Genomic DNA, 23,669 nt, shown 5'->3' on the forward strand with positions numbered 1-23,669 from the left:
CCTTCCGGGGAGGGTCCTAAACGAAAAACCCCGCCCGGTTTGCGCCGGCGGGGTTTTGGATTCGTGTGTTGATCCAGTCCCTACGGCGCATTGCCGACGACCACCACCACACGCACGACGACCACTGCGGCAGGTTGCGCAGTTTTTAGTAGGGTCGAAGTGAAGATGGATGAAGTCATTGGGGACCTGTGTTTGGAATCATTGATTGAATTTATACAAACACAGGTTTTCGGATGTGACAATGGAAATATTTTCATCTGCGCAAAAATGCGTCAGGGATCACGTTTCAGTACGTTGCTCGCTCATTCCAGGTGTCACTATAGATGACATTGCCGTCGCAATGCTTCCAGGTGATTTTCTCGTAGCGTATGAGAACCGTTTCAAGGTGGGTTCCGGTGTTTGCGCCGGGATACAGGTCTGGTGTGATTGAGGTTATTTTCACATTCTCCAGGAAGATATTAAAATACTCCTGTTCAAAACCCGCCTCATTAATCTGATACATCTTAATAGTGGCTGACTTGAGCGTTCTTCCCGTACTCAATGCGCGAAAGAGAAGCGGGGTTACACGATCAAATTCTTTTTGAAACATGATGGGCATGTGTATACGCGTACCCGTCAATTTCCCGGTATTCCCGTCGACCGGGACGTTGACATTATGAGTGAACGTTTTAAGTTCAATTGCACCTTCACGCCCTGACACAAGGCAAGGGCCAACCATGGGAGAACCATTTTCATCTGTTAAAAACAAATAAGCTGGGTTTGACATAAAAATCCTTTTAATAACATTTAATCGTATTTATCAAAGTGGCCAAAAATCATCGGGTGAACAATAATAAACACAACGATAGCAATGAATGTTAGTAAGACCCAGTGGTCAGGTACCAACCACAGGAACAAAGAGGCGCACGCAAAAATATAAACAGGGAATAAAATATCCGTTAATAGAATTGATAACAGACTTTTAAACATGCTCCTTGCCCTTTAAGTCTTTATAAATTGCATCGAAATCCTTATAGAATCCCAACTGCACCTTCTTAATGAGTTCAGACAGGAAAGGCTCAAAAAAGTAGTAAAGCATCTCCAGTTGTGCAGCATAGAGGGTGGCGTAATACTTAGGGTCCAATGTTTTCAGGCGACGAGCAGCAAGAGCGCACTTCTGTTCCGTTCCAATCAATTGAAGCGCCATGACTACGTTAGGTACGCGGCGTGCAAGCCGTTCGACGACGATTTCAGACAGCAGGCCAGATTCGGAAAGGGATTTGGCCAGACCCCATGCTATCGCTAAACGCGCGGCCTTGCTGGTCGGTATGTTATTAACAAGCCCGGTTACTTTTGAATCCATCTTACGAACGCGATTGTTTTCATTTCCATTTTCAGAATCGGAAATAACACTTTCAAAATAAAGATATAGCATGTGTGCTATTACATCGCGATAACGGTAAAGCGAGAGAATTGAGAGGTACATTCTCTTTTCTTCTGAGAGAAGCTCGTCACACACATCGTGATAGATGGGGATTAAGCATGATGAGTACCAACTTACACGCTCAATTCCTGAGTAAATATCAGAGCCGATCCCCTGTAATGCTTTCCATGTCCCTGCTACGCCCTGCTGTCCATAAATAGCCAACTGCCTGTCGCTTTGGAACTTCATCTTTAAATAATCAGATGCCTGCATAATGTATCCATACTATGCGCGTGGTTATAGATAGTACAATGAAAAATCGAATAATTCAAATTAAGGAGGGTTAACCCCGCAAATATTTAAGAAAAATATAAATTAGTTCATTATTATTTACTGCAATTATAGTCGATACCATTTTTTCACTTTGAGAAGAGTATTGATGTCTGGAATGAGTTTATGTATTGAGAGACGTAAACTTGTATAAGTGGCCTAGAACCAGAACCACTGCTTATTAGAACTTATTAAATTAATCATTGAATCATACTGCATGCCAGCCGCACCCATTGCCAATAAGTCAACAAGCACCTTTTCTGGGCTGCCCTGAAAACAAAAAACCCCGCCTAAGCGAGGTTTTTATCAGGGTTTTGCGGTTGGTTGCCGCAGAACACACTGTGTTACGTCAACGCGAAAAGTATACGCGATCGAAGACGAACGCGCAATTCCGGCACGGATTTTGACGTTTTTGAGTATGGATCGCCTTCCAAATTTTGTCCATAAAATACTGTTCATGCATACAGTATTTATCTATACTGAGGGTGTTCGCAGTGAGCGAGGGGGCCGCAGTTTACCGGCGCAACGAAGTCCTGGCTGAAACGGGTGGTGCCGTCAGTGCCTTAACCCCTGAAGTGAGCACACTGTGTTACGTCAATCCAGGTGCTGGCCACAGGCGGCGGAAAGGTACGCCAGCATCGTGCTCCTTTTAACCAAAAGGAGACGCGTATGAGCGTCGTGGATATGGTCATACTTGTCCTCAAACTCATTGTTGCTGTATTGCAACTGCTTGATGCTGTCCTGAAATACGTTCGGTGATTCAGGTTCAAGTCGCACCTGAGAGGGGCGGGCAACCGCCCCTCTTTAATAACGAGGGAATGCTATGTCGCGTCTGTTAATTGAGCCTGTCACGCCCGATGAACCCGGGTATATCGCCCTGAAGGCGGAGAGTATCGCGTTGAATTTCAATATGCTGCGCAGGCTGGAAGAGAACTGGCAGCGGGGTGAAAACCGCTTTAACGCGCCGGGTGAAAAACTGCTGGGGGCGTTTCTTAACGGCAGGCTGGTGGGCGTGTGCGGCCTTAATCGCGATCCGTTCAGCCAGCAGCCGCGCGCCGGACGTATTCGTCATCTCTACGTCAGCGAGAAGTGCCGTGGGCAGGGCATAGGCAAACAGCTTTTGACCGTGGTGATGGCAGATGCCAGCATCTGGTTTGATTTTCTTAATACCCATGCGCCGGAAACCGCGTACGGATTTTACCATCGGGCGGGCTTCAGGCTGGTGTCAGACGAACCCCGGGTGACGCACCGCCTTTTTTGCGCAGTGTAAGCGGCTGGCAGCATCGACGGGTGAATGTTACAGTTGGATGACATTTCACCAACCGATACGCCATGACCATCACCGTTTTCTGCATTTTACTGTTCGCCGCACTGCTGCATGCCAGCTGGAACGCCATCGTTAAAGCCGGAACGGATAAACTCTACTCGGCGATCGGAGTCAGCGGTTCAGCCGCGCTTATTGCCCTGATTTTACTGCCCTTCTCTCCTCAGCCAACTGCCGCAAGCTGGCCATATTTGTTCGTCTCCTGTGCGTTACAGGTGGTGTACACCGTGCTGGTAGCGAAGACCTATCAGGTCTCCGACATGAGCCAGACCTACCCCCTTATGCGCGGGACGGCCCCTCTGCTGGTGGCGCTGATCAGCGTATTGGTGCTCGGGGATCATCTCTCCTGGCTTGCCTGATCCGGCATTGGGGTCATTTGTCTGTCGATTCTGGCCATGGCGATGAACGGCCGCATGCAGTCACGCAAGGGGATCTGGCTGGCGCTGCTGAACGCCTGTTTTATCGCCGGGTATACCCTGGTGGACGGCACCGGTGTGCGACTCTCGGACACTGCGCTGGGCTATACGCTCTGGACCTTCTTCATGAACGGTTTCTGCCTGCTGAGCTGGGCAATGGTGGCGCGGCGTCGCGAAGCGTCCAGCTACCTGCGTCTGCACTGGAAAAAAGGGCTGCTCGGCGGTGTCGGGACGATGGGATCTTACGGTCTGGCACTCTGGGCGATGACCCAGGCACCGCTGGCTGTGGTCGCGGCACTGCGTGAAACCTCTATTCTCTTCGGCGCATTAATCGCATTCGTGCTTTTAAAAGAGAAGGTTGCCGGCCTGCGCATCGCGGCGGCACTGGGTATTGCTGCCGGTGCGGTCCTGCTGCGCCTGGCGTAATTCGCTGGCAACATTAGTTGCCGATCTTGTTTACAAATCCTGCCTTCACGTCTTCTGTCATTCATCACAGTAATGCTTAAATTGTCATCTCTCTGTGGTAGATTCCTCGCGCATTTATGGGAATGCGTAGTCACTTATTCTTTATTTATCTCTTTTGGCAAAAGTATTCAGCGACATGAAAAAGCAACGGAACGTGAACTTATTGTTGATGCTGGTGTTACTGGTGGCCGTCGGGCAGATGGCACAAACCATCTACATTCCGGCGATTGCCGATATGGCAAAAGATCTGAGCGTCCGCGAAGGTGCAGTCCAGAGCGTGATGGCAGCCTATCTGCTGACCTATGGCGTTTCACAGCTGGTTTATGGTCCCCTGTCCGATCGCGTCGGGCGTCGTCCGGTCATTCTGGTGGGCATGAGCATTTTCATGGTAGCAACGGTGATTGCCATTACCACGCACAGCCTGACCGTCCTGATTGCCGCCAGCGCCCTCCAGGGCGTGGGCACCGGCGTTGGCGGGGTTATGGCGCGTACCCTGCCGCGTGATATGTACCAGGGCACACAGCTTCGTCACGCCAACAGTCTGTTAAATATGGGTATTCTGGTCAGCCCGCTGCTGGCCCCGCTGATTGGGGGTCTGCTGGACACCGTCTGGTCCTGGCGCGCCTGTTACGCCTTCCTGCTGGTGCTGTGCATTATTGTCACCTTCAGCATGGCGCGCTGGATGCCGGAAACCCGCCCAAAAGACGCGCCGCGCACGAAGCTCATCGCCAGCTACAAAACGCTGTTCGGTAATGGGTCCTTTACCTGTTATCTGTTGATGCTAATCGGCGGCCTGGCGGGCATTGCGGTGTTTGAAGCCTGTTCCGGCGTGCTGCTGGGCGCAGGCCTTGGCCTGAGCAGCATGGTGGTGAGTATTCTGTTTATTCTGCCGATCCCGGCGGCGTTCTTCGGCGCATGGTTCGCCGGACGTCCGAACAAGCGTTTCTCCACGCTGATGTGGCAGTCGGTGATCAGCTGTCTGCTGGCCGGGCTGATGATGTGGATCCCGGGGCTGTTTGACGTGATGTCGGTCTGGACGTTGCTCATCCCGGCGGCGCTGTTCTTCTTTGGCGCGGGCATGCTGTTTCCCCTCGCCACCAGCGGCGCGATGGAGCCGTTCCCGTTCCTCGCAGGCACGGCAGGCGCGCTGGTGGGCGGTTTGCAGAACATCGGTTCCGGCGCGCTGGCCTGGCTTTCGGCTATGATGCCGCAGACCGGGCAGGCGAGTTTAGGCTTGCTGATGACCCTGATGGGGCTGCTGATTTTGCTGTGCTGGCTGCCGCTGGCGTCGCGTGTCTCGCATCACGAACAGCCGGTTTAACCGCATGATGGCCCGGCTTCTCGCCGGGCTTTTCACAGACGGGCGCAATCATCGCCTGCAATAGCCGCTCTGGGGCAGGCCGCCACGCCCCCTCTTCCCCGTCATAAAACTGAACATCGGCGTTTATCGCATACGGGATGTTGGCCTGTTTCAGCTCGCACGCCATAAACGTGGCAAACGCCATCTGCGAGGCGGTTGGCGTCAGGCTTTTCGATTCGCCCACCCCCCAGCCGCCAACCCAGCTCACATGCCCGGTTTTTTGTTGCCAGTGCAGCGCGGCGTTGATTCGGTTACGGATAGCCGCTTTCTCAGCCGCAGTTCCGGACGTCCACGGGTATTTACCGTTCGTTTTCAGCGGGCCCCAGGGGAAAATATGCCACTCCGCCAGCAGGTAATTCTGGCTGTGCGCGGGCAGCTTCAGGCTGGATAAATCCTCCGGCGCGGCGCGCAGACGAGGGGCGATAAAAATCATGCGGCTGGCATCAATGGCGTGAATGTCTTTGATCGCTTTCTCATACACCCGGTTGAGCGAAGCAACGTTGTGGTTGAGCTTGTCCGCCGGTTCGTAGATCAGGTCAAAGCCCAGCAACGGCGAGCGCTGACCAAAATAGTGCGCCACGGCAATCCACCAGTTAATCACCTCTTTTTCGGTATCCGCTTTCGGGTCGTTTTTATATTCATCGGCCTGATAAGCGATGATGGGGATGACGCCGTATTGCTCGCAGGCCTCCACCAGCTTACGCAGGTGAATCAGCCGCGCTTCCGTCGGTTCGCCCGCCACCCGAATACGGACATGACGTATGCCTTTCGCCTGGAAATCACGGACCACCAGCGGGTCGAACTCACGGATACCGCGCTCGGTGCGGGCCCAGTCGACATCCATTCCGACGCCCAGCATCTGCGTGTAACGGGCAGCCGTCAGCGGCGGCTCAGCGGCAATCGCCCAGCCGGAAGAGAGTAAGATCGCAGTGGCAATAAAAGGCTTTAACACGGTTTACCCTGGATAAATCAAAAGCATTACCTGTATTTAGCACGCTTTTTCACATTTGGTGTAGAGCGAAAGCGTAATAATTCTTCAACCCGCCAGTTCTCTTAGCCAGCCGATAAAGGCGTCAATTTTCGGCCACTGACGGCCGGGAAGCGTTGAGACGTAATAATGCTGATGGCACTTGAGAGTTTTCCCATCAAAGGGTGCGATCAACTCCCCCCGTTCGAGACGTTTTTGCACCAGCCGCTTTCTCCCCATCGCTACCCCCACATTATTCATGGCCGCGATAATGGCTAAATCAGAGCGATCGAAGCCAATACCCGATGATAACGGCATATTCGCCGCGTAATGCTGCGCCCAGCTCAGCCACTCATCCGTACCGGAATCATTGCTCCAGGCCTGACGGTCGTGCAGTAACGTGCAGTGGCTGAGGTTATGGGGGTTTTTCAGCAGTTCATGCTCCCGGGCATACGCCGGCGAGCAGACGGGCAAAATCTCTTCATCCATCAAAAAGTGATGAGAAAGGTGGTTTGGCGGCGTATCGTCGAAATAGAGCGCCAGATCGATGCCGGTTCGCTGCATGTTGACGTAATCATTACCAGTCAGAATAGTAAGTGAAATCGACGGGTAGCGGCGGGTAAAATCCCCCAGCATCGGCACCAGCCAGCACTGGGCGATCGACGGCCGGGAGTACACCGTTAGCGTACCTGACAGCGCCTGGTTTTTAATATCCAGGATCTCCTGATTCAGGGTGTCGAGGGACGATTTCAGCGTCCAGTAAAAGCGCTTGCCTTCCTGCGTCAGCTCCACTTTACGGTGTGAGCGGACAAACAGCTGAATGCCCAGCTCCTCTTCCAGCAGATTTATGCGGTGGCTCACCGCGCTGGGGCTGAGCGACAGCTCCGCCGCCGCCAGCGCGAAGGACTCATGCCGGGCGGCCACTTCAAAGGTGTACATTTTCGACAGTTGCGAGCCGTTTAACAGCCGGTTTCTGCCTTCATTCGCATCGGTCATCACAATTCCCACACGTAATTTCTGCGTTCAGCATACCGCTCAAGAATGAATTTATGTGAACCTAATACGAGTTAAATGCGCTTTTTAGAACACAGTCACTCAGTTGATCCAATCTGGCTCATCTGAACGCCAATTTATATCGTTTGTCAGCCCACGCCGTTTTTTCGTCCAATACCCCCAGATGACATAAGGGTGAGGTGAGATATGGGATCTCAGGTCTGGGTTGTGGCAACGCTGCTTGTCAGCATCGTATTGATTGTTTTAACCATCGTAAAACTGAAGTTTCACCCGTTCCTCGCGCTGCTGCTGGCAAGCTTTTTCGTCGGCGCGATGATGGGGATGAGCCCGCTGGATATGGTGAACGCCATTGAGAGCGGGATTGGCGGTACGCTGGGCTTCCTGGCGGCGGTTATCGGTCTTGGCACTATTCTCGGCAAAATGATGGAAGTCTCCGGCGCGGCAGAGCGCATCGGGATTACGTTGCAGCGCTGCCGCTGGCTGTCGGCGGACGTGATTATGGTCCTGGTCGGCCTGATCTGCGGCATTACGCTGTTTGTGGAAGTGGGCGTGGTACTGCTGATCCCGCTGGCGTTTTCCATCGCCAAAAAGACCAACACGTCGCTGCTCAAGCTGGCCATTCCGCTCTGTACCGCACTAATGGCAGTGCACTGCGTGGTGCCTCCGCATCCGGCCGCGCTGTTTGTCACCAATAAATTAGGGGCGGACGTCGGGACAGTGATTGTCTACGGTCTGATGGTGGGCCTGATGGCGTCTCTGGTTGGCGGCCCGCTGTTCCTGAAGCTGCTCGGCGATCGTCTGCCCTATAAGCCGGTTCCGGCGGAATTTTCAGACCTGAAGGTGCGGGAAGAACACACGCTGCCGTCGCTGGGCGCCACGCTGTTCACCGTGCTGCTGCCGATTGCCCTGATGCTGGTGAAAACCATTGCCGAGCTGAACATGGCAAAAGAAGGCACGCTTTATACCCTGCTGGAGTTTATCGGCAACCCTATCACCGCGATGTTTATCGCCGTGTTTGTCGCCTACTACCTGCTGGGGATCCGCCAGCACATGGGCATGGGCGCAATGCTGACCCATACGGAGCACGGCTTTGGCTCTATCGCCAACATTTTGCTGATTATCGGCGCGGGCGGCGCGTTCAACGCCATCCTTAAAACCAGCGGTCTGGCGGAGACGCTGGCGCATATTCTCTCGAACCTGCATATGCACCCTATCCTTCTCGCCTGGCTGGTGGCACTGGTGCTGCACGCCGCCGTGGGTTCGGCAACGGTAGCGATGATGGGTGCCACGGCGATAGTGGCGCCGATGCTGCCGCTCTACCCGAACGTAAGCCCGGAGATCATCACCATTGCCATCGGGTCCGGCGCTATTGGCTGCACGATCGTGACCGATTCTCTCTTCTGGCTGGTGAAGCAGTATTGCGGCGCGACCCTGAATGAGACCTTCAAATACTATACGACGGCGACGTTTATCGCCTCGGTGCTTGCACTTGGCGGCACATTCCTGCTTTCTTTCATTATCTGAGCGCGAAGAGACGTATTATGGAAAACGCAACTATCACTACTTTAACCGCACAGTTTCCTCTGATTGAGGATCTGATTGCCCTGAAAGAAACCACCTGGCTTAACCCGCGCACCACGACGCTGGCGGAAGGATTGCCGTATGTCGGGCTGACCAAAGCCGACGTGGACGACGCGCACGCGCGCCTGAAACGCTTCGCGCCGTATCTGGCGAAAGCGTTCCCGGAAACGGCGGCAACGGGCGGGATTATCGAATCCGACCTGGTCGCGATCCCGGCGATGCAGGCGCGGCTGGAGAAAGAGTCCGGTAAGGCCATTCCAGGCACGCTGCTGCTGAAAAAAGACAGCCATCTGCCGATTTCCGGCTCGATCAAAGCGCGCGGCGGCATCTATGAGGTGCTGACCCATGCGGAGAAACTGGCGCTGGACGCCGGGTTGCTGAGCCTTGAAGACGACTACAGCGTTCTGCTGGAGCCGCGCTTTAAGAACTTCTTCAGCCAGTACAGCATCGCGGTGGGCTCAACCGGCAACCTGGGGATGTCCATCGGCATTATGAGCGCCCGCATTGGCTTTAAGGTGACGGTGCATATGTCCGCCGACGCCCGCGAGTGGAAGAAAGCCAAACTGCGCAGCCACGGCGTGATCGTCGTGGAATATGAGCAGGATTACGGCGTGGCGGTGGAGCAGGGACGCAAAGCGGCGGAAAGCGATCCGAACTGTTTCTTCATTGACGATGAAAACTCCCGTACGCTGTTCCTGGGCTATGCGGTTGCTGGCGAGCGCCTGAAGGCGCAGTTTGCCGAGCAGGGCCGCGTGGTGGATGCCGATCATCCCCTGTACGTCTACCTGCCGTGCGGCGTTGGCGGTGGCCCCGGCGGCGTGGCGTTTGGCCTGAAGCTGGCCTTTGGCGATAACGTCCACTGCTTCTTCGCGGAGCCAACGCACTCACCGTGCATGCTGCTGGGCGTTTACACCGGGCTGCACGATGAGATTGCGGTGCAGGATCTGGGCATTGATAACGTGACGGCGGCGGACGGTCTGGCGGTAGGACGTGCCTCCGGCTTCGTGGGCCGCGCGATGGAACGCCTGCTTGACGGGTTCTACACCCTTTCCGACCAGAGCATGTACGACATGCTCGGCTGGCTGGCGCAGGAGGAAGGGATTCGCCTGGAGCCGTCGGCGCTGGCGGGGATGGCCGGGCCGCTGCGCGTCGATGCCGATGAGAACGTTACCCACCTGGTGTGGGCGACCGGCGGCGGCATGGTGCCGGAGGATGAGATGGCGAAGTACCTGGCGAAGGGAAACGCCTGATCGTCAGCCGCTCTGCCGCAGCTGTTTCATCAGTTCAGCGGGCGAACGTTGATGCCTGATGAGGTCGCGCATGGCCCGCATGTACGGCGCGCTGTGAAAAAAGAAATCACGGTAGCCCTCGCATAGCACGCTTTTACCGTTCAGGCGATGGCGGGGGCAGTCGCCATTGCACAGGGGAAGAACAGAACACTGCCTACACTCATCCGTGAGCGAATCGTGCTTAATTTCGCCAAATGCACGCGCCGCGGCGGTTTGGTTAAGAACAGATATCGGCATTTGATGAATATTTCCCAGACAGTATTCAGGATAAACATAGTGGTCACATTGATAGAGATCGCCATTGGCCTCTAGTGCAAAGGCATGCCCGCAGCGTTCGGCCAGTGAGCACATCTGTGCGGGATAGCCACTCCAGACGCCCAGCATTGAGTCAAAGAGCTGCACAAAAACGCGCCCCACATCTTCTCTTACCCAGAGGTCGAAGATTGCCTTCAGGAATGTCCCCCACTCCCTGTCACTCACTGATGACGGATTACCCTGCTCTACCAACGGAATAAACTGCAAAAATGGGGTGCCGAGCGCGCGAAGAAAACGGTACACCCGCTCCGGCTGTTGGCTGTTTTGTTGATTGACCACCGTCAGAAGATTGAAAGAAACCTGATGAATACATAGCTTTTCAATGGCTGCGAGAACTTTTTGGTGAGTCGAATTGCCGCGACGGTTAACGCGATAGGCATCGTGCAATTCGGCAGGACCATCGACAGAGACACCTACCAGCCAGTCGTTTTCGCGAAAAAAACGGCACCATTCATCGTTGAGCAGTACGCCGTTAGTCTGAAAAGCGTTCATGATGCGCTTTCCTTTCCCGTGGCGTTGCTGCAACGCCACCACGTTACGAAAAAAATTGATGCCGCACAGCGTGGGTTCACCTCCCTGCCAGGCAAAGTGAACGTCATCATCCGGCTGGGCAGCAATCTGTTGGCAAATAAACGCCTCCAGAGTGGCCTCGCTCATTTGGGGTTGTTCGGGTTTATCGATATAAAAACAGTAACGGCAGTTCAGGTTACAGCGAGAGCTGGCCGGTTTGGCCATCACATGACATCCTGTCATTATTTTTCCTCTATAAAAGAGATAATCTGATGTAAGTGCGTAATAGCAAACAATATAGAGAGGGAGAGAACAGCGACAGCGATCAAAAATTTGTCACGTACGGCTTTAGGTTGTGCGAAATCACCATGCTCAACGTCCATCAGATTACGACTGCGCGTGTAGCGCCAGAGGATAACCGCCACCAGCGCAAGTACCACAAGTGAAATCCAGAATGGAAGCCCCGTGTGGTGCCAGTTGTGTTTAATCGCCAGCGCGATAAGCGCACCGTAGCCCAGTAACGTGCGCAGCCAGGCCAGCGACGTTCGCTCCGGCTGTAGACCTGGGTCGGCCTCACGGCGCGCTTTGCGGCTACCCGACATAGAGCACCAACCCCATCACCACTACGGCTACCACCAGTAGTATAGTGCTAATCACAAGCAGGCCGCGGGTGTAGGGTAAATCCTCTTTAAGTCGCATCGCTTTTTCGTTTCGCAGCCAGCGCAGGTAGCCGTAAACCGCCAGCACCCCTGCGAAAAGGCACAGCAGTAATGCCAGCAATTCACGGATCAGTGGCGTAGCGAAATCGGGTGCAAGCTGATCAAGACCCACGCCTGCGGCCAGAAAACCTAGCGCGGTGCGGATCCACGCCAGATATGTGCGTTCATTGGCCAGCGAGAAGCGGTAATCCGGCGCTTCACCGACGCGGGAAATTTTCATCTTGTCTCCTTAAAACTTCTGCTTTTTCTCTTCCACTTTTACCCCCTGCGTGGGCAGTCCGGTGTCGTAATCACGCACCACCGGAGAATAGCCATCTCCCGGCCGCGGACGGAAAGCCCCCATCCAACGAGGGATAGCGTCCGCTCTCCACGGTCGACACGCCCATTGATAGGTACGGAACGGGTCGCGGATTTTATCCATATAATCCAGCAGCGCATCATGCAGCTGATTGCGCTGCTCAGCATAGCGCGGCGAGTCAATCAGATTATGCATCTCGTTTGGATCGTTGCGGCGGTCGTAGAGTTCATCAGTTGTGAACAAGTTCAGCACCAACTTGAATGCATCCGTTACCCAACAGCGTACCGGAATAAATCCGCCAAAGCTGTCATGTTCTATCTCGTAGCGGTTAAATTCCACCATCACTCCGCGCTCTGGCTCTGTCGCCAGAATATTGTCACCCGGCAGGATGTCAGGTTTAGGTATCCCCGCCAGCGCCATCATGGTCGGCAGTAAATCGATATGGCTGACCGGCGTGTCGACTTGCTTCGGTGCGCCCTGTGGGGGGCGTATAATCAACGGGATGCGGGTAATATCGTCGTACATAGCCGCACCTTTGCTGATAAGCCGATGTGCTCCCATCATCTCGCCATGGTCAGAGGTATATATGACCCATGTGTTCTCGCATTGTTCGGGGGTGAGTGCGTTAACCACACGACCAATCTGATCGTCCACAAAGTCATTACAGGCGAAATAAAGCGGGTGATGGTAATACCGGCTGCCATCTTCAACTGGTGACGGCATGGCCTGCGACCAGAGGCGATGATGTACGGGCTTATCCACCAGCGTATCCTGAGCCTTTTCCCCTAAATCGTAGTAAAAGTCCTGATATTTCTCGAGATACTGAACCGGGCATGTGAAGGGATGGTGAGGTTCGTCGTAAGAGACCACCATCAAAAAGGGTTCGTCCTCCGGGTGAGGGCGCTGTAAAAAATCGATCGCGCGATTGCTGATGCGGTACGCCCAGGTAAAGGTCTCATCGATATTATTAGCCTGCAATTCCTCTACGCTATTAAGGCCGTTGCGCCACAGATTAATCTGCTCTTCGGTAAGTTCTGCCAGATAGTTAGCGCCGTCAAACCAAAACTCGTCATTCCATTCGGGAGGACAAACGCCGGTGCCAAAATAGTCATGACCATCAAGATGCCATTTGCCGATGTAGCAGGTTTGATAGCCCGCATCCTTGAAGTAGCGCCCCATCGTTGAGATGTTCTTGCCTGGTGCAACATTGTTGGTCCACGGTCCGGACTGATTAGCGTAGATCCCGGTGAACAGCCCCGCACGCGCGGGGGTGCAAACAGGAGAGCAGGTATAAGCAGCATTGAAGCGAATCCCCTCTTCCGCAAGCTGATCAATATGGTGGGTGTTCAGGGGTTTACCACTATAACAGCCCACCATATTCGTGGCCTGAGTGTCGGTCATGATGAACAGAAAATTCGGGCGTTTCATGGCTTTTCCTTAACGTCGGAAACATAAACAAGCGAAGGGTTACGGCGCTGACGGATGGCATCGATAATGAGATAAATCACGACCCCTGCGGTGATGGAGTAGCTGACGATGGCAAGCCATTGAGTGGAATACCCCCCAAATTGGGCCAGCCCGGCGTAGACGCCAATCATGGCGAAGAGAATACCCACCGAGGCAATTTTCGCGTTACGCCAGGGTGACATGTCCACGGCAAACGCGTCATGGAAGGTAAACGGCGTGTCGCGCGGTTTAAGCCAGCCGATAATCAACATTACCGCCACGTTGATGCAGAACGTGCAGGCCAGAACATAGAGAAAGTGAAAATCGAATTTCACCAGATAATTAATTACGATGTAGCTGCAAATGCCGATAAACAGCGCCACTTTCGCGGCGAGGGCTGGAATGCGCGGGAAGAAAAAGCCCATAATGATGATAGTCACCAGTGGAACGTTATAGATGCCGTTTAGCTGTTTCATCCATGAATAAAGCCCCTCCGGCGCATTGGCAATCCACGGCGCAACTATTACAGATACCACTGCGATAAACAGGCCAAACCGGCGTCCTACCTGCACCAGTCCGTCCGGCGTCGCATCAGGCTTCAGGATGCGACGATAAATTCCCATACTAAAGAGCGTACTGGCACTATTCAGGAACCCGTTGAACGTACTGATAACTGCACCAAATAAAACGGCACCAAAAAAACCCACCAACGGTGTCGGCAGGACTTTGTTGACCAGAGCAGGATAGGCCATGTCCGCACTCGGCAGATCGCTGTACAGGTGGAACGCAATCAGGCCAGGAAGCACCAGAATTAGCGGGTCGAGCATTTTTAACACGGCGGTTAACAAGGCCCCTTTTTGTCCCTCAGCGAGACTTTTCGAGGCCAGCGTTCGCTGCACAATTCCCTGATTCGTACACCAGTAAAAGGTATTCACCAGGATCAGGCCCGTAAACGCCGCGCCGATAGGCAACGGATCGGTGCTTACGCCAATGGAATTTAACTTCTCGGCGTGTACGGTGGTCAGACGCTCAACTCCCTGTAAAAAACTGCCATCCCCCATCACAATCAGACCAAACACGGGTACCAGCAGACCACCGATCACCAGACCAATGCCGTTAATGGAGTCCGCAATCGCCATGGCGCGCATTCCGCCTATAACGGCATACACAATTCCGGCCAGCCCCAGCAGAATGACCAGCAACCAGATGGCTGCGGCCTGCGAAAGTCCAAGCGCATCGCCGACGTGAAACAGGCTATTCAACGCCAGCGCGCCGGAGTAGAGCACAATCGGCAGGAAGCAGACGCCCGTCGCGATAAGAAAACAGAAATCAATAATGATGCGTGTCGTTTTGTCGTAACGCTCTTCCAGAAAATCGGGAATAGTGGCAATACCGCGTTGCAGATACTTCGGCAGGAAGATCAGCGCCAGAAAAATCAACGTAACCGCTGACGTGACCTCCCAGCCCATCACCGACATGCCGCTTTTATAGGCCTGGCCAGACAGACCCACCAGTTGCTCTGTGGACAGGTTGGTCAGCATCAGTGAAGCAGCAATCACTGGCGCTTTCAGCGACCGGCCCGCCAGAAAGTATCCCTGCTGCGAAGCGGTATCCACTTTACGTATCTTCCACCAGGTGATAAACGCCACCAGCAGCGTAAAGGCAATAAAGCTCACAATTTGCTGAATATTCATCTTGTTGCCCTTAATTATGATTATGACCCGGTAGTTCGCTGTACAGAGGAATTTAACGCACCGGACCCAGGCTATTCGATATCTTAAAATACAAGACTGGTTTCCCCATCACGGTAATTTTCTGATAAATTCCGCTACAGGTTGTGGGCATAATTTGCTGACGGGAAATTAAAATGAATGGAAAAATTCAAATTTCGCATGTAAAAAACGAAACAACGTACAATATTCCCTTAGTTCTTGATGAAAGTGTGATCTCAAGCGGAATTTCACTGATCTCACTCTGGCATACGCTAGCCGACGAGAGCTACCGCGTTATCTGGCCTCAGGATAAGAAAAAACCGCTGATTGCTAACTCCTGGGTGGCGGTTTATACCGTGCAAGGGTGCGGGAAAATCAGGCTCAAAGATAATTCTGAAATTATGCTCAATGGAAATAACGTTATATTCTTAAAACCTACCGATATAACGTCGTACTACTGCGACGGTCTTATCTGGGAACAATACTGGATGGAATTCATCCCCACAAACATGATGGAAATCCCTATATTACAAACTGGCATAATTTATAATGGCGACGAGTTTAATAAAGAATTTTCAGAAGTTGCTGAATTACTCGCTTTGCGGTCCCCCATAAAAAATAATTTAGCCGTCGCGTTTCTCACAAAAATTATCTATCAGTGGATTTGTCTTATTTCCGAAAATGGTAGGAAAGATCGGGAACTGCTGCGTCTGGAAAATCTGTTGGCCGAGTTGCACGCCAGTGTGCAAAAGCGCTGGAGCGTCACAGAAATGGCACAGCGGATGCAGTGCAGCGAGCCCTGGCTGCGGCGGATCTTTTTACGATACACGGGTAAAACGCCGAAAGAATATTATCTTGACGCACGCCTCGAACTGGCGCAATCGCTGCTGCGCCAGGAGGGAAATACGGTAAACAAGGTGGCTGACATGCTCAACTTTTTTGATTCGTTTCACTTCAGCAAAGCGTTTAAGAATAAGTTTGGCTATGCGCCGTCGGCGGTCAGCAAGTTTAAGGACCGGCACCTCAATGATGCCGGTCAGGAAAATTAATGCAGTTCCGGCCAGTACTCTTTGTTGGCTTCAATCAGATCGTCCAGAATCGCCTTCGCCACCGACGCGCTCGGTACGGTTTTCGACAGGGTAATCGCCTGCCAGAGTTTCTGATACGAGCGCTGCTCCCAGGCGTCCACCACCAGTTTTTCCACTGCCACCTGCTGGCTCATGAGCCCTTTCTGGAAGTGCGGAATATCACCAACGGTCAGCGGCTCCGGTCCGTTGTGGCCGACCAGACAAGGGATTTCTACCATCGCGTCGGCGTCAAAATTATGGATAGCCCCATTGTTAGGCACAATCAGCAGCATGCGTTCCTGGGTATTAAAGGCGATCGCGGTCGCCAGATCGACGATGTACGACGCATGTTCGTCGATTTCCAGTTCACCGGCAGAAGAATGACCGGCTTCGATAATCGCCCGGCATGAACTGAATACATGCTTCTCACGGTGATCCATCACTTCATTGGCGCGGGTACGCTCCGGGTTGGAATGGGCGACCACATAGTCCGGGAACAGGTAATACTTCAGGTAGGTGTTCGGCATGGTGTCCGGATCCAGCGCCTGTACGTCTTTAGCCTTGGCGAAAGTATCATTCCAGCTCGCTTCAGTATGCGCATCTTCCGAAGGCGGAACATAACCGTTTTTCGCCACGTATTCGCGCAGTTTCGGCATCAGATCGTTGCCGTTCAGATCTTCAATCGACGTCCACCAGCCGAAGTGGTTCAGACCGTAGTAGCGCACGCGCATCTCTTTGCGGTCTTTCAGACCGACGATTTGCGCCATACGTCCTTCAATGCCGATCGGCATGTCGCAGATGTTGAGAATTTTCGCGTTCGGACGCAGGCGGCGCGTGGCTTCCGCGACAATCGCCGCCGGGTTGGAGTAGTTCAGCATCCACGCGTTCGGGGAGTACTGCTCCATGTAATCCACCAACTCCAGCACGCCGCCGATGGAGCGCATGCCGTAGGAGATGCCGCCCGGCCCGCACGTTTCCTGGCCCAGCACGCCGTGGCGCAGCGGGATTTTTTCATCTTTTTCACGCATGGGGTATTTGCCCACGCGAATATGCGCCATCACGAAATCCACATCGGTAAAGGCCGCTTCAGGATCGGTGGTGTAACTAAATTCAATCTCCGGCGCCTGCTCCTTAAGGATGATTTTGCACGCCTCGGCGATGATCTCCTGACGTGCTCCGTCATTGTCATAGAACTTCAGCGCACGCAGCGGGAAACGGTCACGGTTGGCTAACAGCATCAGGACGATACCAGGCGTGAATGTACTGCCGCCGCCTGCAATAACAACTGAGAATTTTTTCATGATATAGCCTCTGTCAGAGTGGTTTGTTCGTTTGTTAAAGGGGTTTTCATCAGCGATTCCAGCTGGTCGCGCACCTGAGGAACGTGCAGACCGACAATCACCTGTATGCCGTTGCCGCGCCGCACCACACCGTGTGCGCCCAGGGCTTTGAAGACGTCGTCGCTTTGGGTTTTCGTCATATCCACCAGGGCGATACGCAAGCGGGTGGCGCAGTTATTGATACTTTCGATATTTGCTGCGCCGCCGAGCGCCTGTAAGAACCCAGCAGCCTGCCCGACCTGCTGGCTGGCTGCCGCCGGGGCGGTGGTTTGCCCGCGCGCGGCCTTATAGTCGGCTTTGTTGTAGAGTTTGATTTCGCTCTCTTCCCGGCCCGGCGTTTTGAGATTCAGACGTTCGATAAGCGTTCTGAAGACCACGAAATAGAGAGCGGTGAAGCAGAGGCCGATGCCAATCTGGGTGAATACCGTCGAGGCGTGGTTATGGAACATCGGGATCCAGTTTTGCGGCAGGAACTGGTCCAGCAGACCGCCCCCCATGTTCCCCACCACCCCGAAGGTATACATCACCGTCGCCATCGTTGCGGCCAGCACGGCGTGGATGGCAAACAGCAACGGCGAGATAAACAGGAAGGTGAACTCCAGCGGTTCGGTAATGCCCACCAGCACGGCGGTAAGCGTGGCCGGGATCAGCAGACCTGCCACTTTGACGCGGTTCTCCGGCGACGCGGTATACCAGATAGCCAGCGCAATACCGACTGAGCCAAACACCTTAGAGTTGCCGTGCAGCGCGAATCCGCCCTCCGGGAACAGCGTTTTCAACGGCACAGTGCTCTGGCTGAATTCCTGAAGGTGCTGTGCCCAGTAGACCTGAATGCCGCCTTCTACCGCAGCCGGGCCGAAGATAAACGGACCGTAGACAAAGTGGTGTAATCCGGTTGGGATCAGAATGCGTTCCAGGAAGGTATAAACCCATACGCCCAGCGCGCCAGCGGTACGGAGAAAGGCCTGCAACGACTCAATGCCCATCTGCACTTTCGGCCACCCCAGCAGCGTCAGCCAAGCGCAGGGGATCATGACGAAGAACGCGAGGATAACGACAAACGAGGTGCCCTGGAAAATCCCCAGAAAGACCGGCAACGGCTTGTCGAAAAATCGATTGTGGATGGCGGTGACGAGCCCGGAAATGATAATCGCCCCGATGATGCTGGTATCAAGCGTTTTGATTCCGGCAATCATCGCCAGCCCGCTGCCGGCAGTGGGTTCAGCAGAGAAGTCGACGCCAAAGAAGTGACCCCAGGTCATCCCCATCGCGTTGATAAAGTAGTTCCAGGTCAGGAAGCTAATCAGCACCGCCAGACAGGCGCGGCCCTGCGCCTGCTTTGCCAGGCCAATCGGTAAGCCGACAGCAAAAATCAGCGGCATATTTCGGAACACCGCCCAGCCGCCCTCTTCGATGATGTGAACAATTTGCGCGAACAGATTATCCGGCGCGGTTAAGGCCTCACCGACAAACAGCGGATTGCGAAGCATGATGGCGATCCCAACCACGATCCCGGCAAAGGGAAACAGCAAAACCGGGGTGAACATGGCGCCGCCAAAACGTTGTATTTGACTGAGCATTTTTAAATCCTCATGAAACAACCTGTAGGGGATAGAGGCCTTTATGGTTTTTTACTGGCCTGAGGTGAGCATAAGAACTTACTGATGCAGCAACATGGTATGCCGCTGCGATTCGTGATCGCATTCATGGTTTTAATTTGACCAATCAGGTCTACTTTTTAAACTAAACATAGACAAGTTAAGACGTAATCCACGCCATGATGTGCGCAGAGAGGTCTACTGGTGATCTACAAATCAATTGCCGATCGGCTACGGATGCGGCTGAATTCCTCGGACTACAACATTGGCAGTCCGTTACCCGGAGAAAAAGCGCTGGCAAAGGAGTTTGGCGTAGCCCGGATGACCATCCGCAAGGCGCTGGATCTGCTGGTAAGCTGGGGGCTGGTTGAACGTCGACACGGCAGCGGGACGTTCGTGGCGCGCAAAGACGTTCATCATGAAACGACTAACCTGACCGGGCTGGTGGAAGTGCTGCGCCAGCAGGGGAAAGAAGTGCAGAGCAAGGTGTTGCAGTTTGAAGTGATGCCCGCGCCGCCCGCCATCGCCAGCCAGCTGCGGATTCAGGTTGATGAGCGGATCTATTTTTCAAGGCGGGTGCGTTACGTGGACGGAAAACCGCTGATGCTGGAGGACAGCTTTATGCCGGTGAAGCTGTTCCGCAATCTTTCCCTGGCGCATCTCGAAGGATCTAAGTTTGATTACATCGAGAAGGAATGCGGGATCACCATCAGCGGCAACTACGAGAGCCTGACGCCGGTGCTGGCAGATAAACAGCTGGCCGGTTATATGAATGTGCCGGAACAGACGCCGCTGCTGCGCATCACCTCCCTTTCCTACAGCGACAGCGGCGAGTTCCTCAATTATTCCGTGATGTTCCGGAACACCAGCGATTACCAGGTGGACTACCATCTGCGGCGCATCCACCCGGAAGACTTGTTAGCCCATCCCCCAGAACAGCACCGATAAAGACTGACAGCAACGGGAACGCGCCAGAGCAGATTTATATCAGCGTGCGCAGTTCATCGAAGGAAAAAATACGGCCACGATAGCCCAACCCGGAATCAATATTGTATATCGACACCCCAATATTATTGTTGGTATCGAAGACGAAGAAGGACTGCTCGGCGCCAAAATAGACGTTGAAATTATCATCTCCCACGTCAAATACCGATGAAGTAAGCTCGCTTCGCTGACCAGGAATGTGGAACTGATCCAGCCGCTGAACCGTCCTGGCGGTTAAATCAACGGCCAGCACGGTGGGTAAAGAATCCAGTGCCGCCGCAGTATAAGCGACTGGCGGCGATTCAATAACACGCACCAGTTCATTCCCCTTTTCATCGGCACAGGAATTGTTGTTAAACAGAGAAATGACGATTTTATTATCACCTCGCCAGGCATCATATTGACTATTTTTGGTAATAAACACGGCGTGCTCACCGTTGGGATAGGTGAAATTATCGGCATCGACCACGCTCAGATTGAGCGCGCTATTGAGGGTGGGGAAAGCGGGATTATCAATAATCCACTCCGGATCGCCCGAGTCAATATTGAGGCCAATAATGGTACAGCTTGAGCGGGAATTGATCATGAGCTGATTGGTTTCCGCTATATACTCCAGGCTGTTGAAATGCACGTCATTGGTATCGGTATTATCCAGCACCGTGGCCCCCATAAACTCGGCGGTGTAGTCACGCTGCCAGAGCAGGGTTCCGCTGGCGATATCGTACCGGTAAAGCATGCACTCCAGCTTCTGCTGGTCGCTCCAGCCGTCCAGCAGCGAGCCTAATACCCACACGTTGCCCTTGCCGTCGGTTGTCAGGTCGTGGTGAAAGCCATAGCCCGCCGGTGCGGCGAGGGTTTGCGTTACCTTTCCGGCAAGGTTGAAGCGGTAGAACGTGGGGGCAAAGGCATGTTTATCGGGATCGTAGGTTTCACTGGCCAGTGCTGACCACAGCGAATTGTCGATAATTTTTAAATTACCGTACATCCACGGGAACAGACCCGTAATGCGTAAATCGCCGTTAATATCGTAGCCATTCCACTCGCTGGTCACAAACCAGCCCTGACCCAGCGTATTATCCGCCATGTCCCGATCGTCAATATTGATGGCTAACGTTAAGGCCACATCGCCATAATCCTGGCCCTCAGTGGAGATCGTAAAAATAGAGGTTTGTACCTCTCCTTGTTCCGTGTAAAGCGTCAGCGTCACGGTATTGGCATAATTCGCATAGAGGCCGACAATGGTGACTTCGGGATTAACAGCGTAACGATCGTTGGCATAATAAAAATCCACATTATTAGACTTACCATGAACGGTATAATTAAATCTTACCGGCTGATAATAATCTATTTTAATAAGCGCACTGAGCTTATTCTTATCATAAGGGTTAACAATTACCGTAGAGGTTGCTTTCATTACAGAGTCCTTAGTTTGTGCTTAACATCGCTGGTGTATTGACGCTTTCACCCACAAACCTATACCTCGTTTTAATTGTATTTTGTGGAATAGCACACAAATAAACCGATTTTTGCAAATTCATACTAATTAATCAGCAGTGAAAACACCAAAATAAATCATTACACATCAATATATTCATCAATGAAATATAACCCTGGTAAATACACATTGCGCCTGTCATTCACATCCATAGATTATATATAAATAATTAATTAAAAAATCACAAAAATCACTGGGATTTATAGCTTGCTATTTTTGCAAAGACACTCACAAAAAATCATTTTTAATCTTCTAATGACTAATTTTGATTACTAGTATTCATCCCGTCATCAACAGCAGTGAACGGGATGTAATTATCTGGATAAAAATATCACGGAGGTTAAGTCAAACATGTTTTCTGAATTTATCGCCATAATACAGTCTTTTTTGACCGAGCCTGCAATCTTAATAGGCTTGCTGGTCGGTCTGGGGTACGCACTCGATAAAAAATCACCGATAAAAATTATTACCGGCATGGTAAGCGCCATGGTGGGATTAATGATGGTGTTATTCGGTGGTTTTCAATTCTCGGCAACGTTTAAACCTGTGGCTGATGCTGTTAGCCAGTCTTACGGTATTCATGGCTACCTGATGGATTCCTATGCCATGAAAGCGGCGACCCAAATTGCGCTCGGCGATAATTTCGGTTTTGTCGGCTATGTGTTTGTACTGGCCTTTTTTACCAACCTGCTGCTGGTGCTGTTGGGCCGCTATACGCGGGTCAAAGGCATCTTCCTGACCGGTAATACCGGCGTATCCCACTCTCAGGCTGTGCTGTGGCTAATCGTCTTCTGGCTGGGCTTAGGCTGGGTCCCCTCAATTATTATCGCCGGGATATTAACCGGGTTGTTCTGGGCTTTCGCCACGACGCTGATCGCGAAACCCGTCGCCAAAATTACCAATAATGCGGGCTTTACCATCGCCCATAATCAGATGCTGGGGATCTGGTTTTTTTCTAAATTCGCCCATTTGTTTGGCGATGCGGAAAAACAGGATGCCGAGAATATGAAACTGCCCGGATGGCTGGCAATTTTTAACCATAACGTCACCTCTATCGCAATCGTGATGACGCTGTTTGTCGGCGGTTTTTTACTGACAACCGGGATTGATAACGTCCAGGCGATGGCGAAAGGAAAGCCCTGGTATATCTATATTATTAACCTCGGACTGCAATTCTCCATGTATATGGTGATTTTGCTTCAGGGCGTGCGCATGATGGTCGGCGAAATTAATGCCTCTTTTAAAGGCTGGCAAGACCGTCTTATTCCTGACGCCATTCCGGCTGTTGACGTCGCGGCGCTGCTCCCCTTCTCACCAAATGCCGCTACGCTGGGATTTATCTTCTGTACCTTCGGCACCATATTTTCGATGGGTATTCTGCTTATCACCAAAAGTCCCATTATGGTGTTGCCGGGTTTTGTGCCGCTCTTTTTTTCCGGCGGTCCTATTGGCGTATTAGCCAACCGATTAGGCGGTTACCGCTCCGTTATTATTTGCACCTTTCTGCTGGGAATGATTCAAACCTTCGGCACGATCTGGGCCATTCCGCTTACCGGCCTTGCTGCCGAGGGAGTGGGCTGGACCGGTATTTTTGACTGGGCGACATTATGGCCCGCCATTTGTGAAATCCTTAAGTTTATTGCAGCCACATTCCACCTTGGGCCTTACACGGGCTAAATCCCTTCACCTTTAAAAGGAACGTGTGATGAAAGAAAAAATTAATATTCTGTTTGTTTGCGGCTATGGCGTTGGTAGTAGCGTAATGTTACAGACGGTCGTGAAAAAAGCGTTAGCAAAATACAATATTGCTTTTGAGATGGAGCATACCGCCGCGGGCGAGGTGGGCGGGTTTACCGACTGGGCCGATATCTATGCAATTTCTAAAAAACTGATTGATGTGGTCAGTCTCGATCCGCGTCACGGGCAATATCTCATCCCGATCGAAAATATTATGGACGGCGAAACGATCGGCAAACAGATCTACGCGGTGGTAGAAGAACATTTTCCGCATCTGATCCCGTCTCGCTAAGGAGCGCA

General features: G+C 52.7%; 21 protein-coding genes and 2 pseudogenes. 10 read left to right on the forward strand and 13 right to left on the reverse strand.

Translation table 11 applies throughout. The annotated features are described in order from the left end of the window. Positions 1-80: 80 nt before the first annotated feature. The 3 genes from ivbL to SK50_RS01280 all read right to left on the reverse strand — a co-directional run bounded on the left by ivbL (position 81) and on the right by SK50_RS01280 (position 1,675). Positions 81-179 (reverse strand): ilvB operon leader peptide IvbL, encoded by a 99-nt coding sequence (ivbL, locus tag SK50_RS23770; protein WP_057979964.1) that lies wholly within the window; start codon positions 177-179, stop codon positions 81-83. A 107-nt stretch (positions 180-286) separates the two neighbouring features. Continuing rightward, positions 287-766: an Hcp family type VI secretion system effector gene (locus tag SK50_RS01270; RefSeq protein ID WP_032668901.1), complete on the reverse strand. Its 480-nt coding sequence runs from the start codon at positions 764-766 to the stop codon at positions 287-289. Positions 767-961: 195 nt separating this feature from the next. Continuing rightward, positions 962-1,675: a hypothetical protein gene (locus SK50_RS01280; RefSeq protein WP_045343919.1), complete on the reverse strand. Its 714-nt coding sequence runs from the start codon at positions 1,673-1,675 to the stop codon at positions 962-964. 726 nt (positions 1,676-2,401) lie between these two features. Here SK50_RS01280 and tisB point away from each other — a divergent pair. From tisB to emrD, 4 genes and pseudogenes are all read left to right on the forward strand, one after another. Then, positions 2,402-2,491 (forward strand): type I toxin-antitoxin system toxin TisB, encoded by a 90-nt coding sequence (tisB, locus tag SK50_RS22950; RefSeq protein WP_017383683.1) that lies wholly within the window; start codon positions 2,402-2,404, stop codon positions 2,489-2,491. A gap of 64 nt (positions 2,492-2,555) precedes the next feature. After that, a complete protein-coding gene (locus SK50_RS01290) occupies positions 2,556-3,002 on the forward strand; it encodes a GNAT family N-acetyltransferase (protein ID WP_003861064.1) in 447 nt (148 codons plus the stop codon). Positions 3,003-3,064: 62 nt separating this feature from the next. Continuing rightward, a pseudogene (locus SK50_RS01295) lies at positions 3,065-3,898 on the forward strand (EamA family transporter). A 175-nt stretch (positions 3,899-4,073) separates the two neighbouring features. Next, a complete protein-coding gene (gene emrD / locus SK50_RS01300; protein WP_015570118.1) occupies positions 4,074-5,258 on the forward strand; it encodes a multidrug efflux MFS transporter EmrD in 1,185 nt (394 codons plus the stop codon). Here emrD and SK50_RS22955 read toward each other — a convergent pair. Continuing rightward, positions 5,164-6,249, reverse strand: a pseudogene (locus SK50_RS22955) (cellulase family glycosylhydrolase); the annotation flags it as partial. The gene emrD and the pseudogene SK50_RS22955 overlap by 95 nt on opposite strands. 84 nt (positions 6,250-6,333) lie before the next feature. Continuing rightward, a complete protein-coding gene (gene dsdC, locus SK50_RS01305) occupies positions 6,334-7,260 on the reverse strand; it encodes a DNA-binding transcriptional regulator DsdC (RefSeq protein ID WP_048229941.1) in 927 nt (308 codons plus the stop codon). A 204-nt stretch (positions 7,261-7,464) separates the two neighbouring features. On the opposite strand from dsdC, the gene dsdX reads away from it, so the two are divergent. Together dsdX and dsdA are read left to right on the forward strand one after the other, a co-directional pair. Next, the gene (gene dsdX, locus SK50_RS01310) at positions 7,465-8,802 is read left to right on the forward strand and encodes a D-serine transporter DsdX (RefSeq protein ID WP_045343921.1); all 1,338 of its coding nucleotides are present in this window, start codon (positions 7,465-7,467) and stop codon (positions 8,800-8,802) included. Positions 8,803-8,819: 17 nt separating this feature from the next. Further along, positions 8,820-10,109, forward strand: coding sequence for a D-serine ammonia-lyase (gene dsdA / locus SK50_RS01315; protein WP_045343923.1), 1,290 nt, complete (start codon positions 8,820-8,822; stop codon positions 10,107-10,109). 3 nt (positions 10,110-10,112) lie between these two features. On the opposite strand, the gene SK50_RS01320 is transcribed toward dsdA, so the two are convergent. From SK50_RS01320 to SK50_RS01340, 5 genes are read right to left on the reverse strand one after another with little or no spacing between them, the layout of a single operon-like run. Beyond that, positions 10,113-11,198, reverse strand: coding sequence for an anaerobic sulfatase maturase (locus SK50_RS01320; protein ID WP_045343924.1), 1,086 nt, complete (start codon positions 11,196-11,198; stop codon positions 10,113-10,115). 17 nt (positions 11,199-11,215) lie between these two features. Then, positions 11,216-11,575, reverse strand: coding sequence for a DUF202 domain-containing protein (locus SK50_RS01325; protein ID WP_032668910.1), 360 nt, complete (start codon positions 11,573-11,575; stop codon positions 11,216-11,218). Continuing rightward, positions 11,565-11,912, reverse strand: a complete 348-nt coding sequence (locus SK50_RS01330; RefSeq protein ID WP_032668912.1) for a YidH family protein — start codon at positions 11,910-11,912, stop codon at positions 11,565-11,567. Before SK50_RS01330 ends, SK50_RS01325 begins: the two co-directional genes overlap by 11 nt. 9 nt (positions 11,913-11,921) lie before the next feature. Next, positions 11,922-13,418 (reverse strand): sulfatase-like hydrolase/transferase, encoded by a 1,497-nt coding sequence (locus SK50_RS01335; protein ID WP_033487027.1) that lies wholly within the window; start codon positions 13,416-13,418, stop codon positions 11,922-11,924. Beyond that, positions 13,415-15,130 (reverse strand): solute:sodium symporter family transporter, encoded by a 1,716-nt coding sequence (locus tag SK50_RS01340; protein WP_033487028.1) that lies wholly within the window; start codon positions 15,128-15,130, stop codon positions 13,415-13,417. Before SK50_RS01340 ends, SK50_RS01335 begins: the two co-directional genes overlap by 4 nt. Positions 15,131-15,303: 173 nt before the next feature. On the opposite strand from SK50_RS01340, the gene SK50_RS01345 reads away from it, so the two are divergent. Next, positions 15,304-16,197, forward strand: a complete 894-nt coding sequence (locus tag SK50_RS01345; protein WP_048229025.1) for a helix-turn-helix transcriptional regulator — start codon at positions 15,304-15,306, stop codon at positions 16,195-16,197. Here SK50_RS01345 and SK50_RS01350 read toward each other — a convergent pair. Both SK50_RS01350 and SK50_RS01355 read right to left on the reverse strand, forming a co-directional pair. Continuing rightward, positions 16,194-17,516 carry a 6-phospho-alpha-glucosidase gene (locus SK50_RS01350; RefSeq protein WP_015570123.1) on the reverse strand — a complete coding sequence of 441 codons (1,323 nt, stop codon included), beginning with the start codon at positions 17,514-17,516 and terminating at the stop codon, positions 16,194-16,196. The two genes, SK50_RS01345 and SK50_RS01350, sit on opposite strands and share 4 nt — an antisense overlap. Further along, positions 17,513-19,135, reverse strand: a complete 1,623-nt coding sequence (locus SK50_RS01355; RefSeq protein WP_015570124.1) for an alpha-glucoside-specific PTS transporter subunit IIBC — start codon at positions 19,133-19,135, stop codon at positions 17,513-17,515. The genes SK50_RS01350 and SK50_RS01355 overlap by 4 nt, the downstream gene beginning before the upstream one ends. Before the next feature lie 222 nt (positions 19,136-19,357). Here SK50_RS01355 and SK50_RS01360 point away from each other — a divergent pair, with 222 nt between their 5' ends. Next, positions 19,358-20,101, forward strand: a complete 744-nt coding sequence (locus SK50_RS01360; RefSeq protein WP_048229027.1) for a GntR family transcriptional regulator — start codon at positions 19,358-19,360, stop codon at positions 20,099-20,101. A 34-nt stretch (positions 20,102-20,135) separates the two neighbouring features. Here SK50_RS01360 and SK50_RS01365 read toward each other — a convergent pair whose 3' ends face one another. After that, positions 20,136-21,551 carry an aryl-sulfate sulfotransferase gene (locus SK50_RS01365; protein ID WP_045343926.1) on the reverse strand — a complete coding sequence of 472 codons (1,416 nt, stop codon included), beginning with the start codon at positions 21,549-21,551 and terminating at the stop codon, positions 20,136-20,138. A gap of 432 nt (positions 21,552-21,983) precedes the next feature. Here SK50_RS01365 and SK50_RS01370 point away from each other — a divergent pair, with 432 nt between their 5' ends. Together SK50_RS01370 and SK50_RS01375 are read left to right on the forward strand one after the other, a co-directional pair. Continuing rightward, a complete protein-coding gene (locus SK50_RS01370) occupies positions 21,984-23,309 on the forward strand; it encodes a PTS sugar transporter subunit IIC (RefSeq protein WP_033487032.1) in 1,326 nt (441 codons plus the stop codon). Between the two features lie 28 nt (positions 23,310-23,337). Next, complete coding sequence (locus SK50_RS01375) at positions 23,338-23,661, forward strand: PTS sugar transporter subunit IIB (RefSeq protein WP_033487033.1); 324 nt, start codon at positions 23,338-23,340, stop codon at positions 23,659-23,661. Positions 23,662-23,669: the final 8 nt, after the last annotated feature.

This window comes from Enterobacter sp. BWH64 (assembly GCF_001037645.1).
Lineage (GTDB): Bacteria > Pseudomonadota > Gammaproteobacteria > Enterobacterales > Enterobacteriaceae > Enterobacter > Enterobacter hormaechei_C.

What these genes read in the sequence shown, in the direction of transcription:
- SK50_RS01325 (WP_032668910.1), bottom strand. Translation starts at nt 11,575, where the DNA reads ATGTCGGGTAGCCGCAAAGCGCGCCGTGAGGCCGACCCAGGTCTACAG.
- SK50_RS01320 (WP_045343924.1), bottom strand. Translation starts at nt 11,198, where the DNA reads ATGGCCAAACCGGCCAGCTCTCGCTGTAACCTGAACTGCCGTTACTGT.
- SK50_RS01330 (WP_032668912.1), bottom strand. Translation starts at nt 11,912, where the DNA reads ATGAAAATTTCCCGCGTCGGTGAAGCGCCGGATTACCGCTTCTCGCTG.
- dsdX (WP_045343921.1), top strand. Translation starts at nt 7,465, where the DNA reads ATGGGATCTCAGGTCTGGGTTGTGGCAACGCTGCTTGTCAGCATCGTA.
- SK50_RS01345 (WP_048229025.1), top strand. Translation starts at nt 15,304, where the DNA reads ATGAATGGAAAAATTCAAATTTCGCATGTAAAAAACGAAACAACGTAC.
- SK50_RS01350 (WP_015570123.1), bottom strand. Translation starts at nt 17,516, where the DNA reads ATGAAAAAATTCTCAGTTGTTATTGCAGGCGGCGGCAGTACATTCACG.
- SK50_RS01280 (WP_045343919.1), bottom strand. Translation starts at nt 1,675, where the DNA reads ATGCAGGCATCTGATTATTTAAAGATGAAGTTCCAAAGCGACAGGCAG.
- SK50_RS01340 (WP_033487028.1), bottom strand. Translation starts at nt 15,130, where the DNA reads ATGAATATTCAGCAAATTGTGAGCTTTATTGCCTTTACGCTGCTGGTG.
- SK50_RS01355 (WP_015570124.1), bottom strand. Translation starts at nt 19,135, where the DNA reads ATGCTCAGTCAAATACAACGTTTTGGCGGCGCCATGTTCACCCCGGTT.
- tisB (WP_017383683.1), top strand. Translation starts at nt 2,402, where the DNA reads ATGAGCGTCGTGGATATGGTCATACTTGTCCTCAAACTCATTGTTGCT.
- dsdC (WP_048229941.1), bottom strand. Translation starts at nt 7,260, where the DNA reads ATGACCGATGCGAATGAAGGCAGAAACCGGCTGTTAAACGGCTCGCAA.
- ivbL (WP_057979964.1), bottom strand. Translation starts at nt 179, where the DNA reads ATGACTTCATCCATCTTCACTTCGACCCTACTAAAAACTGCGCAACCT.
- SK50_RS01335 (WP_033487027.1), bottom strand. Translation starts at nt 13,418, where the DNA reads ATGAAACGCCCGAATTTTCTGTTCATCATGACCGACACTCAGGCCACG.
- SK50_RS01370 (WP_033487032.1), top strand. Translation starts at nt 21,984, where the DNA reads ATGTTTTCTGAATTTATCGCCATAATACAGTCTTTTTTGACCGAGCCT.
- SK50_RS01290 (WP_003861064.1), top strand. Translation starts at nt 2,556, where the DNA reads ATGTCGCGTCTGTTAATTGAGCCTGTCACGCCCGATGAACCCGGGTAT.
- SK50_RS01375 (WP_033487033.1), top strand. Translation starts at nt 23,338, where the DNA reads ATGAAAGAAAAAATTAATATTCTGTTTGTTTGCGGCTATGGCGTTGGT.
- dsdA (WP_045343923.1), top strand. Translation starts at nt 8,820, where the DNA reads ATGGAAAACGCAACTATCACTACTTTAACCGCACAGTTTCCTCTGATT.
- SK50_RS01365 (WP_045343926.1), bottom strand. Translation starts at nt 21,551, where the DNA reads ATGAAAGCAACCTCTACGGTAATTGTTAACCCTTATGATAAGAATAAG.
- emrD (WP_015570118.1), top strand. Translation starts at nt 4,074, where the DNA reads ATGAAAAAGCAACGGAACGTGAACTTATTGTTGATGCTGGTGTTACTG.
- SK50_RS01270 (WP_032668901.1), bottom strand. Translation starts at nt 766, where the DNA reads ATGTCAAACCCAGCTTATTTGTTTTTAACAGATGAAAATGGTTCTCCC.